The following is a 12,832-nucleotide window of genomic DNA, read 5'->3' as shown; positions in this document are numbered from 1 at the left end:
ATAGGCGGGCTTTTACACAAAGAGGCGACGACGTCCCGATGAGCGACAAGAAATACGACGTTGTGGTGATCGGCTCCGGACTTGGCGGCCTCACAGCCGGCGCGTTGCTCGCTGATGCGGGCTACAGCGTCTGCCTGCTCGAGCGCAACTTCAGCCTAGGGGGCGCCGCCTCGGTCTATAAGGTCGGCGATCTCTGGGTCGAGGCTTCGCTGCATCAGACCTCCGACGCGCGCAATCCGCGCGACGTGAAGCACCATATTTTGAGCAAGCTCGGCATTCTCCACGAGATCGAATGGCTGCCGACCGGCCCGCTCTACAAGGTGAAAGGCGGCCCCATAGGCGAGCCCTTCGAGCTGCCGGTTGGTTTTGAAGCCGCCCATGACGCGCTCGCCGCTCGTTTTCCCGACAAAAGCGCCGCCATCAAGCGCTTCTTGAGCGAAGTCGAACAAACCCACGACGCCTTATGGACGCTCAAGCAGGCGCGCGAGGAAGGCTCGCTCGCCAAATTCACGCGCGGCCTGTGGGAAGTCGAGCCCGCCGCCGCCAGCTGGATGAATTCCCTCGATGAGATTTTCACGCGCGACTTCGCCGGCGCCGAAGGGTTGAAATGCGCGCTCGGAGCCAATCTCGCTTATTACGGCGATGATCCGCGCAAGCTCTGGTGGATTTTCTATGCGCTCGCGCAGGGCGGCTACATCGCCTCGGGCGGCGCTTACATCAAGGGCGGCTCGCGCCAATTGAGCCTCAAGCTCGCCAAATGCATCACCAAGGCAGGCGGCGTGGTGCGCATGGGGCGGCTCGTCACGCAGATAGAGACCGACGCTGACGGAAACGCCATTGCCGTGCGGCATGTCGCGCGCCGCACGAACGACGCCGACGAGCGCGTCGAGGCGCGCATCGTGATGGCAAATTGCGCGCCCGCTGTCGCCGCCTCGTTGATGGAAGCGCCGGCACGCGCCCGAATGGAGGAGACCTTCGGCGGCCGTCCGCTCTCGACCTCGCTCTTCTCGGCGAATTTCGGCCTTTCCGCCAAGCCGTCGACCATCGGCATGACGGATTTCTCGACCATCGTCATGCCCTCGACCATGCAGCGCTTCGATCAATATGGCGACGGCGCGACGGCCATGGCCGACATGCCCAAGGGCGAATTGCCGCTGCATACGATCGCCAATTTCACGGCGGTCGATTCAGGGCTTTGGGACGAGCCGCCGGTGCTTCTCACAGTGCTGGGCCTCGACCGGCTCGACAACTGGAAAAGCGCATCGAAGGAAGAAGGCGTCGCCCGTCGCGAGGCTTGGCTGGACGCCATTCAGGGCCGGCTGGAACAGGATTATCCGGGCTTTTCCAGCCTCGTGACGTCGCGTCTGCTGCTTAACGCCTATTCCATGTCGAGCTATCTCAACACGCCGGAAGGCGCGGTTTACGGCTTCGCGCCGCTGCCCCCCGAAGCGCCGATATTGATGGGCTTCCCGCGCACGCCGGAGACGCCGATCGGCGGGCTCTATCTCGCCTCCGCCTTCGGCGGCGAGCATGGCTTCAATGGAGCAATGCTGTCGGGCGCCGAAGCCGCGCGGCTTGCGGCGGGACGACTCGAAGCGAACGGGAAGGAATAGCCGCACGGTGCGCGTCGCGTTTGGTGGTGAAGATCAGGACGCGCACGCCGCACAGCGGCGACAAGAAGCGGGCATGCGCTCCTTTGCTGAAGAAGAGCGCTTCTCAGCGTCCCGGTAGCTTGCATTTTGACGCGGTCGCGACCTATCGTTGGAACATCGGGCCGACGAAAGCGACCGCGCACGACACATCACGAATACAAGATATTTCGAATCACCGATCCAGAACGCGATGTTGATGCGCGCCCGGCGCGCCGTTCTCCGCGATCGGCTCGATCAAAGTCGATTTTCTGGCGGAGGAAATCATGACTTCTATCGGTTTGCCTCGGGTCGGCGCCGCGCGGCGGCAGGTCGCGCTCTGGAGCTGGCGCAAGATTTGGCTGAAGACCCATCTTTGGCTGGGGCTCGCGCTCGGGCTGTTCTTGTCGGTGATCGGCCTTACCGGTTCGGCGCTGGTGTTCTTTCAGGAGATCGACCAAGCGCTCAACCCGCAGCTGCGGATCGTCGCTGCGCCTCCCGAAGGCCGGGCGGCGTGGCGGCCGCTGGAGGAGATCGCCGATACGGCGCGTCGCGCTATTCCGGCCGACTCTTATCTCGGCTGGTGCTATTGGCCGCAGAACGACGATGGGACGTTTTTATTCTACTACCGTGTCGATAATCCACGTTCCGGCAAACCCGATACGCATCAGGTCTTCGTCGATCCCTATTTGGCGAAGGTTACGGGGACGCGTGTCTGGCATTCCAGCGAAAACCTGCTCGAAGACGCCTTCGTCGCATTCCTGTTCAAGCTGCATTACGCCCTTCTTGTTTCCGGGATCGGCGATGTCGCGGTCGGAATCATCGCCATTCTCGCTTTCGTTTCCACGGTGAGCGGGGTCGTTCTCTGGTGGCCGAGAAACGGAAAATGGCGCAATGCCTTCTCAGTGAAATGGCCCGCGAGATCGGAGCGGCTGAATTACGATCTTCATCGCCTGGCCGGCTTGTTCCTGCTGCCGGTCGCTTTGGCCGTGCTGCTGTCCGGCGTCCATTTCAACCTGCCGCAGCAGTTCAAAGCCGTCGTCGAGTCGTTTTCGACACTCACGCAGCCGGAGCATTATCGCTCGGTGGCGAGCGGCTCGGCCCTCGTCGCGCTCGACGAAGCCATCGCCACCGCGACGCGGTCCTTCCCGGACGGGCGCATCTATGCCGTGACGATGCCTAAGCCTAATGACGGCGCCTATATCGTCGATCAGTTGTTTCCGATCGGCTGGGGCCTCGACGGCCGCCGGACCATCTACATCGATCAATTCCGCGGCGACATTCTGCAAGCCAACGATCCGCTCTCGGGCGACGGCGATGGTTTCATTCAATGGCAGTGGCCGCTGCACTCCGGCTATGTCTACGGCTGGCCGGGTCGCATCGCGGTATTTCTGTTCGGGTTGAGCTGGCCGCTGTTGTTCGCGACCGGGTTCCTTCGCTGGCTGCAAAAGCGCCGGGCTCACAACGTCGCGAGCGCGCGGCGCGTGAACATCCAAAGCCCGCCGGGATCGTTCTAAAGGGGCCCGCTGCCGCCGGTCGGCGCGTCACGCCTCCTTCCCAAAACGGGCCCGATAAAAGACCGGACCCGTTATTTGCGAACAACGCCGCGCTCAGGCCCTATCGGCGAGCGCGAATCGATGGATAAGCCCGCCGATCAAACCGCCGAGCAACGGGGCGACCCAGAACAGCCACAGCTGCTCCAGCGCCCAGCCGCCGACGAAAAGCGCCTGGCTCGTCGAACGCGCCGGATTCACCGAGGCGTTGGTGATCGGGATATCCACAAGGTGGATCAACGTCAGCGCAAGTCCGATGGCGAGCGGCGCGAAGCCGACCGGCGCGCGGCCTTCCGTCACGCCGAGAATGACGAGCAGGAAAAACGCCGTCAGCACGGTTTCGACAAGAAAGGCGGATTGCAACGTATAGCCATTTGGCGAATGCTCGTCATAGCCATTGGCGGCGAAACCGTTGGCCAGCGAGAAATCGATATTGCCCTCGCAGATCTTCAACAGCACAAAAGCCGCGGCGGTCGCGCCGATCAGCTGGACGAGCCAATAGGGCCCGAGTTCCTTCCAGGAAAAGCGCCCCGCCGTGGCGAGCCCCAGCGAGACCGCCGGATTGAAATGGCCGCCGGACACGGGGCCAAAGGCGTAGGCGCCCGTGAGCACGGTAAGGCCGAAAGCCAGCGATACGCCGGTGAAACCGATGCCGAGCTGGGGGAAGCCGGCGGAGATCAGCGCGCTGCCGCAACCGCCGAAAACGAGCCAGAACGTCCCGAGAAACTCGGCGAACAGCTTTCGCTGGAACCCGTCGCCGAAACGAGATCCGGCGCTCCCGCTTTCGTCTGCGAGAAACCCGGCCGCCTGCCCGCCCTCGACGTCCCTGAGCGACATGCCGAAGCCAATCCAGCTCGCGCCAGCGAAGATGAGGTCAACGCCGAGGAAGACGCCGAGCGCCCAAAGGCTCGACACCGGCCATTGGGCAAGAATGACGCCGCCGACCAGGAAAGTAACGACGCCGGAGAGCGCGACAAAGCCCCAAGGCGCGTCCTTGGGAAGCTGAAAGGCGAGGAAAATGCGCACAAGCCCCGAGGCGACGAGGCCAGCGCCAAGCAGCAGCGTGAGAAAACCAGCTGCGAGCAGCGGGTTCTGCACCACCGCGCCGCCGCCGACGACATAGAGCAGACCGATGACGATCCAGAGAAAAAACTTGCCCCAGCTTCGCATTGCGAAGGCATAGGCAATCTCGATGAAGCCGCTCACGATCATCGCAACGCCGACGACGAGCACGGTGGCGATCGTCGAGAGGACGACGCTGCCGAGCGCAACGAATCCCGCAAGCGCCAGCAGCGCGCCGAAGGCGACCATCCATCCCCAATTTTTATGCAGCGGGGCGGCCTCGGCCGCTCTCATACGAATAATGTCCGACGAAGAGAAACTGGGCATGCCGCATCCTCTCTGAAAAGCGCCGAGATGACTCGACGTGATAAAAATCAAAAACAGCCTTAGAGCGCACCCCCGCTCCAAACTTTTGATAGCGCGAATTCTTGTCGCTCGGATGATTACATGCGAGCGGAAAGCACGGCAGGCCGTCCCGGCCAATGCAACGTCATCATGCGGCGCAAGGCCAGCGCCATCTTGCGCCTTGCTTGACGACAAGTAAACTTCCGTCGAAATACTCGAAGCTCTAAGTAAGCGCGGCCATCTGTCGCGTCCGCCTCCGCGCTAATTTGCGTCGCCAATCGCAGCGCCGAGATCGTCGCCAGCGCTCCCCGAGCTTTCCGTTATGGCCGGGATCGCGCCGCGTTCGAGCGCTTCCTCGTCGCACATGAGCCTCATGGCGTCCGAGATCGCGTCCGTCGGCGCCACAGGAGTGGCAAGCGCTTGCATTGTTTTGCGCAGCGCCGTCTCCATAAGATTGCGACGAATGAAATGACGCTCGAAAATGCGCATGACATGCGCGACGCCTTCGCGCGTGACGCTTCGGCGGTCGGCTTCGAAATAATCTGCGCCGGTGAAGCCGCCAGCGACAATTTCGTAGGAAGGGAAATAAGCGACTTGCGGGCATGTGCGCTCGAGCATGTCGCAGGCTGCGCGCAAAATGGCTTTCGAGCAAAGCGTCGAGACCATAACATGCCGTCGCTCGGCGGTCGCAATCAGCGGCACGGGCGAAACGGTCAGAATGACCCGCGCGCCGGGGTTCACGTCGCGCAGACGTTCGAGAAAGGCGGTCATATCCGCGACAACCTCGTCCACGCCGAGATTGATGAATTCGTGCGAGGCAGATGAATATTCACCGCCGGCGACGCCGGGGCAAAGCGGAAAGACCGCGCCGTCCGCGCGCGACCGCCAGGCTTCCGTAAGACCGAGCGTAAAGATCAACACGTCGAGGGTCTCGAACGCCTCGCGGACCGCTGCGAAGTGGCGTTCGCGGTCCACGTCGAGCTCTCTCGCGCAGCTGAATCCGCCCGGCTGTATCTGCGGCCGGAATGGATCGATCACGGCGCCAGCGCCGTCGCGCCAATAGTTCTCTTTCGGCGTAAAGCGGCCGTAGGCGCGCTCGAAGAGCTGCAGAAGCTGCCGGCTTGTATAGACATTGCCGTAGCGTGCGGAATAGAGGCCGTAATTCAACGCCTGCGCCGCTTTTTCGCTCAGAAAGGGATGCGGCTGCTCCGTCACCAGATAGTTGCAGCCGTTGGCGATGAGATAGCGACCAATATGTTGGGCGAAGCAACTGCCGGCGGCTGCGATCTTCTCCCGCGCACCGAAGCGGAAAGGCGGCTCGACGACAGGGTCGATCTCGCCTGCTGCGACGCCCGCCACGGCGTGGCGCCAATAGGCATAGGGCGGAAGTTTCGAATAAGGGTGCGACGTCATCGGGCGACCGACTCCCGCTGCGCTTCAAGCATGCCGATGACTTTTTCGACCATCGCTTTTCCAAAAATCAAGTTGGCGTGAGTCGCATCGGCGCCCCACGCTTCGCGGGCAAGGAGCCCGGGCGTCGCAATGAAGGCGGAAGGGACCTCGACGAAAATTATGTTTTGGGCGGCGCAGATCTCACGATAAAGCTGGCACGCAACGCGCCATATTTTGTAGCGGAAGATTTCCGGCGAGAGTCGCTCGGCGTCGATCGCCTTTTTGAAAAACTCCTTTGGATAGGCCATGATCTGGCAATCCGGCAGAGGCGGCGGCGGCGCGAGGCAATAAAGCGGCATGCGCGTCGCGCCGCGCAGTGCCGCGAGGATGGCGATCGTCTCCGCCATTTTATCCCGCAGGGTTTCGCGGATCGCTGCCTCGGTCAACTGGGTCGCGCCCTCGGCGAGCGGCAGTTCATTCTCCTCCCTGAGGAAGAAATCGATGGGCTCGAAGCGCTGCGCGATGGAAAGCGCGATATGCTCATTGCCGCGGATCGACAACAATCCGAAATCGGCGTCTTCTTGGGCGATGATTTCCTCGAGCCGCGGATTGATCTTCTGGCCGTCAACAGAGTCAAGAAGCGTCGGCGTGACCGCCGGGTCCAAAAGATAAATAAAGCGCGAACAAAACCGCGCGCCAGCGATCGTTGCGCCCTGATGCTGGAGCTCGTAACAGCCCTCTGCAATCGCCACTATATGGCTATGCCCCAGCCCTAATATTTTCATGCATCAATCCCGCTCGTCGACTTCGACGCCGATAGGCTCACCCTTTTGGATCGGCCCCGAAATCTGGCGGAAGACGCCGCGCACGCGATGCGCCGTGTTTCCGACGAGCACCCGGCGGCCGATGATTTCCGAGTCGGTCGACATCGCGAAGGGCGCACGAATCGCGATCATGTCACGCCCCCGATAGCCATAATGATAAAATGCTTCGACCTCGATCGGCTCGCCATCCGCCATAGCATCCCGCTCCAATCTGCGCTGCATATTTGTCCGCGCAACATATTCGTCTGCGGGCCAAAGACCAAGAGAGCCTAAAAACCCGGCCCCGCCCCGTTCTGGCCCAGTTTTTCTTATTTTACGACCTATGATAAACGACCCGGTCTTTTCATTCGGCGCCCCTCTTCTGATGAACAATCCCTTCGAAACTGCGCTGCTCCAGGAAATCCCGACGCCGTCGACCTTCGACGAGCGCTGCTATCTCGCGGCAAATCCGGACGTCGCCGAGGCGATTGGGGCCGGACGGATCGCGTCCGGCTGGGCGCATTTCAAGAAGTTTGGCGTGGTGGAGGGGCGACGGCAGTTCGCCAAGCAGGATGAGGCCGCCACCTGCGAGAATTTCGACGAGACGCGCTATCTCGAAAGCAATCCCGACGTCGCGCAAGCGATCGAGCAGGGAAAATTCCCTTCCGCGCGGGCGCATTTCGAGCGATTCGGCGTTTGCGAAAAACGGCGCCAGCGACGCGTGAGCCCGGTGCCCGCGATCCGCGCAAGAAAACTTACCGCCTTGCGGCCGCTTCTCCTCGACCCTGAAAAGACCCTGAATGAGAGCGGCAAATATTGCTTCCTGGACGAAGCGACGCGCGCGCGGGACAGCCTCGATGACGAGATTCCGATCAGTGAGAATAGCTACGATCAAGAAACCGTCGAGCTGATCGAAAGCTGCCGCGAGGGGCTTGTTCTGGATGTCGGCGCCGGCTTCCGGCCGGTCTATTACAGCAATGTCGTCAATCTGGAGATCGCAGACTATCCGACAACCGACGTCATTGGCGCCGCTGACAGCCTGCCATTCAAGGATGCGTCATTCGACGGCGTCATCTCGATCGCTGTCCTCGAGCATGTCAAGGACCCGTTTCGTTGCGCGCGTGAAATCGCGCGGGTTTTGAAGCCCGGCGGATGGCTGAAGTGCTGCGTGCCTTTCCTGCAGCCCTTGCACGGCTTTCCGCATCACTACTTTAATATGACGCATGAAGGCCTTCGCACATTGTTCGAGCCTTATCTCACCATCGAACGGCAGGAAGTGAATCCCGCCACGCATCCCGTCTGGGCGATCGCATGGCAGCTTCGATCCTGGGCCGAGGGCCTGCCGCCAAAAGCGCGCAAATCCTTTCTGCGTCAGCGCGTCAGCGATCTCATCGCCTTCCCGGGTCCCATGCTGGAGCAAGCCTGGGCCAAGGAGCTGCCGGTCGAAAAGCAATTCGAGCTCGCTGCGGCGACAATTCTCCTCGCGCGCAAGCCGCAGGCGCCGACGCCGACGCCGAGCACGCAAGAACCGCAATGAGTCATGCAAGCCTATTCGTCCATCGTGGGCTAGATGGATGGCTTTTCCTCGTCGGCGGCTCCAATTTTGTCGCGACGCTATACGAGCGCGAATCCGGGCACCTGCCGGATAGAGCGCTGGCGCGTTGGCGAGATCTCATCGTCGAGCGCAAAAAGCGCTGCGACGCGCTCGGCGCCAAATTCGCCCATCTCGTCGTGCCCGAGAAACTGACGATCTATTCCCACAAGACAGCCGAGCCGCTCGTCGACGCCGACCTTGCGCCCTCGCTGCGCCTCACCCAACTTTTCGAGCGCGACCCCGCAGCTTATGGTTACGTCGACATGGTCCCGCTCATGCGCGCGCATCGCGATGACGTCGATCTCTATTGGCGCACGGACACGCATTGGACGCCGCTCGGCTGTCTTCTCGGCTATGAAATTCTGTGCGACGCGCTTGGACTGGTGCGCAATGACGATCTCGTCGCGCGCCCTTTCGTCGAGGAAGGTCGCCTGCTCGATTTGGGCTCCAAGCTCGAGCCCCCTGTCTATGAGACGATCCGCGAAGCCACATGGCGCAAGGATGCGACGCGCGTTTATGACAATGCCGTCGTTCGCCTGCTGGAAGCTCATGAATATGGCGGAGAAATCCACGTCGGCTGCCATGCGGTGTTCAAGAACCCGCACGCCAGGAACAAGTGCAAGCTCTTGCTGTTCGGCGATTCTTTTGCGGGCGTCAGCCCCTATTTTCTGACCGCCGCCCTCGCCGAGACCGTCTCCGAGTTGGAATTCGTCTGGTCGGCGAATGTCGATTGGACTCTCGTAAAGCGCTCCAAGCCGGATTTCGTCGTCACTGAGATTGCCGAGCGCTATATGGCTATACCAGCAAACGACCGCTTCAACTTGCGCGGGACTGAAATACGTCAGGTTCTGCTTGGCCGCCGCAGACGCTTCGAGGCGTGGCTCAGAGACTGGCGCGAAAAGCGGCGTCAGCCCTCAAGCAAGTCGACATAGGCGTTTTTCACCTTGTCCCATTGACGCGCATCGGCGACCAGATTGGCAAGCTCAACGCCGCGACGGGTGAGCTTGCGGAAAATCCACGCGCTCTCATGGAAAGCGCCCGGCGCCTCGATAAATTCCGCCTCGCGAAGCATTTCAAGCGCGTCGACGATCTCTCCTCGGGTGCGATCGAAGCGGAGCGCGATCTCCTCCAGCGGCAGCAGAAAAGCTTCTGGCGGCGAAAGCTGTCTCTCTTCGAGATCAAGCAGCAGCAACCGCATCAGGTCGACGTCGCGCGCCATTCCTCCGTCTTTCTCTTTCGTTCGGCGTCGCCAATGAAAGACGGAAACGGACGCGAGCGCAAGTCTTTCGTCTATGCACCCTAAGGCCGCCAGGATCGTATCCCGAGCGCCCGCGACAGCACATAGAAGATTGGTGTGAAGAGGAGACCAAAGATCGTCACGCCGATCATGCCGCTGAACACCGCGACGCCCAGAGACTGGCGCATTTCGGCGCCCGCGCCATGCGAGACCGCAAGCGGCAGCACGCCCAAAATAAAGGCAAGCGAGGTCATGAGGATCGGACGCAAGCGCGTGCGGGCCGCCTCGATCGCCGCCGTAAAGCGATCCTTGCCCTCATTTTCGCCCTGCCGGGCGAATTCCACGATGAGAATGGCGTTCTTCGCCGCAAGGCCGATCAACACCACAAGGCCGATCTCGACGAGAATATTGCGGTCGAGCCCGCGCGCCGCGACGCCGCTCATGGCGGCGAGAATGCACATGGGCACGATGAGAATGACCGCGAGCGGCAACACGACGCTCTCGTAAAGCGCGGCGAGCAGCAGGAAGACGAAGACGACAGCAAGTCCGAAGGCGAGGATCGCGGTATTGCCGGCGAGCTTCTCCTGCAGGGCGATCTCGGTCCATTGGAAGCCGAAGCCCTGCGGCAGCGATTTGCTCGCCAGCCCCTCGATCATGGCGATGCCCTGCCCCGACGACACGCCGTGCTGGAGATTAACCTGCACCTCGGCAGCCGGATAAAGATTGTAGCGCGGCACGCGAAAAGGGCCGGTCGTATCGTTGAAGCTGGCCAGGGCGCCGAGCGGCGTCATCTCCCCAGTGGCGCTGCGCGTTTTGAGCTCCGAGAGATCGCGCAGCGTCAAGCGGTGCGGATTGTCGGCTTGCGCCATGACGCGGTAGGTGCGGCCGAGAATATTGAAGTCGTTGACGAAGACCGAGCCGAGATAGATCGACATGGTCTCGAACACGCGCGTGATCGGCACGCCGATCATCTCTGCCTTTGTGCGATCGACGTCGGCGAAAATCTGCGGGGTGCGCGTGTTGAAAAGCGTGAAGGCCTGAGCGACGCCCGGCGTATGCATCGCCGGGCCGGCCAGCGACCACGCGGCGCCCTCCAACGCCGGAAGCCCCATGCCGCCGCGATCCTGCACATAGCCCTTGATGCCGCCGCCCGTCCCGATGCCCGGCACCGCCGGCGGCTCCAGCACGAAAACAAAGGCGTCCTTGATCGGCGCGAGCGCGGCGCGGATGTCGTCACGAATGCCGGGCGCCGTGAGGCCGGCCCTGTGGCGCTCCTCGAAGGATTTCAGCGTGACGAAGATGACGCCCGCGTTCGGCGCGTTGGTGAAGGTCGCGCCGTCGAAGCCGGTGAAGACGACGCTCGACGCGACGCCTGGCCGCGACAGGATAATGTTGGTCGCCTGCCGCATCACGGAGTCGGTGCGGTCGAGCGCGGCGCCGGGCGGCAATTGGAAGGCGGCGATGAGATAGCCGCGGTCGAGCGTCGGCACCAGGCCGGTCGGCGTGCGCCACAAAAGCCCCGCCGCAAGGGCGATCAGCAGACCATAGACCACAAGCGAGGCGAGCCCGACCCGCACCAGCCGCGCCGTCAATGCGCCATAGCGCGCCGACATGGCGTCGAAAAGGCGATTGAAGCGCGCGAAAAAAGCGTTGAGCGGATGGCGCAGAAACTCGAAACGCCCTGCATGCGCCGCATGCTCCTCGCCATGCGGTTTGAGAAGAATGGCCGCGAGCGCAGGGGAGAGCGTCAGCGACACAAAGGCGGAAATCAGCGTCGCGGAAGCGATGGTGATAGCGAATTGCTTATAGAAGGCCCCCTGCAGCCCCGTGATATAGGCGACCGGGATGAAAACGGCGCAGAGCACGAGCGCGATGGCGATGAGCGCGCCGCCGACCTCGTCCATGGTCTTATGCGCGGCCTCTTTCGGCGTCATCCCCTGCGCCAGATAGCGCTCGACATTCTCGACGACGACGATGGCGTCGTCGACCACGATGCCGATCGCCAGCACGAGGCCGAAGAGCGACAGCGTGTTGAAGGTGAGCCCGACGAGCTTCATCACCGCGAAACTGCCGACAAGCGAGATCGGAATCGCCACAACAGGAATGATCGCGGCGCGCCATGTCTGCAGAAAGAGGATCACGACTAGGACGACGAGGATTATCGCCTCGCCGAGCGTGCGAACGACTTCGTCCACCGACTGCTGAATGAACTCGGTCGGATTATAGACGATGGAATAATCGAGGCCGGCGGGGAACTGCTTCTTCGCCTGAACCATGGCCTCCTCCACCGCGGCGGAGGTGGCGAGGGCGTTGGACCCCGGCTTCTGAAAGATGGCGATGGCGGTCGCCGCATCGCGATCGAGATAGGCGTTGACGGTGTAATCCTGCGCGCCGATCTCCACCCGCGCCACGTCGCGCAGTCGCACTTGGCCGTCGGCGTCGGCGCGCAGCACGACATCGGCGAATTGCGCCGGATCGGAAAGCCGCCCGAGCGTGCGCACGGAAAGCTGGAAGGCGCCGGGAGACGCGGCCGGCGGCTGATTGATCGCGCCCGCCGCCACCTGGAGATTGGCGGCGCGCAAGGCGGCGACCACTTCGCCCGCCGTCATGCCGCGCGCGGCCACCTTGTCCGGATCGAGCCAGACGCGCATCGAATAGTCGCGGGCGCCGAAGACGCGCACGTCGCCGACACCCTCGAGGCGCGCCAGCTCGTCGCGCACATAAAGCGTGGCGTAATTGGAAATATACTGCTGGCTACGCGAACCATCGGGCGAGCGCAGATGCACGACCATCATCAGATCGGGCGATGCCTTCTTCACGACGACGCCGAAGCGCTGCACTTCCTCCGGCAGGCGCGGCGTGGCGATGGCGACGCGGTTCTGCACCAGCACCTGGGCGAGATCGATATTCACGCCCGTCTTGAAGACGACATTGATCGTGAGCAAGCCGTCGCCCGTCGATTGCGAGACGATATAGAGCATATCGTCGACGCCATTGACCTCCTGCTCGATCGGCGAGGCGACCGTCTGCGCGATGACTTCCGCGGAGGCGCCGGGATAGGTCGCGGTGATCATCACCGTCGGCGGCGCAATGTCGGGATATTCCGACACCGGCAGCGCGCGCTGGGCGATGAGACCCGCGATGGTGAGCAGCACCGAGATGACGGCGGCGAAAATTGGCCGTTCGATGAAGAAATGCGGAAAACGCATGCGCCCCTA

Annotated in this window: 10 protein-coding genes and 1 pseudogene; 4 read left to right on the top strand and 7 right to left on the bottom strand. The window is 62.3% G+C overall.

Annotated features, from left to right (window positions below; all coding sequences use genetic code 11):
• The first annotated feature begins 38 nt into the window (after nucleotides 1-38).
• Nucleotides 39-1,613, top strand: coding sequence for a phytoene desaturase family protein (locus OGR47_RS02465; protein WP_165055711.1), 1,575 nt, complete (start codon nucleotides 39-41; stop codon nucleotides 1,611-1,613).
• A 302-nt stretch (nucleotides 1,614-1,915) separates the two neighbouring features.
• Nucleotides 1,916-3,145: a PepSY-associated TM helix domain-containing protein gene (locus tag OGR47_RS02460; RefSeq protein WP_165055712.1), complete on the top strand. Its 1,230-nt coding sequence runs from the start codon at nucleotides 1,916-1,918 to the stop codon at nucleotides 3,143-3,145.
• 93 nt (nucleotides 3,146-3,238) lie between these two features.
• On the opposite strand, the gene aqpZ is transcribed toward OGR47_RS02460, so the two are convergent.
• The 5 genes and pseudogenes from aqpZ to OGR47_RS02435 all read right to left on the bottom strand — a co-directional run bounded on the left by aqpZ (nucleotide 3,239) and on the right by OGR47_RS02435 (nucleotide 6,999).
• On the bottom strand, nucleotides 3,239-3,919 hold the full coding sequence (aqpZ, locus tag OGR47_RS02455) for an aquaporin Z (protein ID WP_246729859.1): 681 nt from the start codon (nucleotides 3,917-3,919) through the stop codon (nucleotides 3,239-3,241).
• A gap of 249 nt (nucleotides 3,920-4,168) precedes the next feature.
• A pseudogene (locus tag OGR47_RS02450) lies at nucleotides 4,169-4,492 on the bottom strand (HdeD family acid-resistance protein); the annotation flags it as partial.
• Between the two features lie 357 nt (nucleotides 4,493-4,849).
• Nucleotides 4,850-6,001: a GSCFA domain-containing protein gene (locus OGR47_RS02445; protein WP_165055714.1), complete on the bottom strand. Its 1,152-nt coding sequence runs from the start codon at nucleotides 5,999-6,001 to the stop codon at nucleotides 4,850-4,852.
• On the bottom strand, nucleotides 5,998-6,765 hold the full coding sequence (locus tag OGR47_RS02440; protein WP_165055716.1) for a hypothetical protein: 768 nt from the start codon (nucleotides 6,763-6,765) through the stop codon (nucleotides 5,998-6,000). Before OGR47_RS02440 ends, OGR47_RS02445 begins: the two co-directional genes overlap by 4 nt.
• Nucleotides 6,766-6,768: 3 nt before the next feature.
• On the bottom strand, nucleotides 6,769-6,999 hold the full coding sequence (locus tag OGR47_RS02435) for a hypothetical protein (protein WP_165055717.1): 231 nt from the start codon (nucleotides 6,997-6,999) through the stop codon (nucleotides 6,769-6,771).
• Nucleotides 7,000-7,168: 169 nt separating this feature from the next.
• On the opposite strand from OGR47_RS02435, the gene OGR47_RS02430 reads away from it, so the two are divergent.
• Both OGR47_RS02430 and OGR47_RS02425 read left to right on the top strand, forming a co-directional pair.
• Nucleotides 7,169-8,320: a class I SAM-dependent methyltransferase gene (locus tag OGR47_RS02430; RefSeq protein ID WP_165055718.1), complete on the top strand. Its 1,152-nt coding sequence runs from the start codon at nucleotides 7,169-7,171 to the stop codon at nucleotides 8,318-8,320.
• Nucleotides 8,317-9,309, top strand: coding sequence for an alginate O-acetyltransferase AlgX-related protein (locus OGR47_RS02425; protein WP_165055720.1), 993 nt, complete (start codon nucleotides 8,317-8,319; stop codon nucleotides 9,307-9,309). Before OGR47_RS02430 ends, OGR47_RS02425 begins: the two co-directional genes overlap by 4 nt.
• Here the strand turns inward: OGR47_RS02425 and OGR47_RS02420 are convergent.
• Nucleotides 9,285-9,596 (bottom strand): DUF2513 domain-containing protein, encoded by a 312-nt coding sequence (locus OGR47_RS02420; RefSeq protein ID WP_165055721.1) that lies wholly within the window; start codon nucleotides 9,594-9,596, stop codon nucleotides 9,285-9,287. The two genes, OGR47_RS02425 and OGR47_RS02420, sit on opposite strands and share 25 nt — an antisense overlap.
• An 80-nt stretch (nucleotides 9,597-9,676) precedes the next feature.
• The gene (locus OGR47_RS02415) at nucleotides 9,677-12,823 is read right to left on the bottom strand and encodes an efflux RND transporter permease subunit (protein ID WP_165055722.1); all 3,147 of its coding nucleotides are present in this window, start codon (nucleotides 12,821-12,823) and stop codon (nucleotides 9,677-9,679) included.
• Nucleotides 12,824-12,832: the final 9 nt, after the last annotated feature.

The organism is Methylocystis sp. MJC1 (genome assembly GCF_026427715.1).
GTDB lineage: Bacteria > Pseudomonadota > Alphaproteobacteria > Rhizobiales > Beijerinckiaceae > Methylocystis.
Note: the sequence above shows the minus strand (reverse complement) of the source record. Positions and strands in the feature narration are given on the sequence as shown.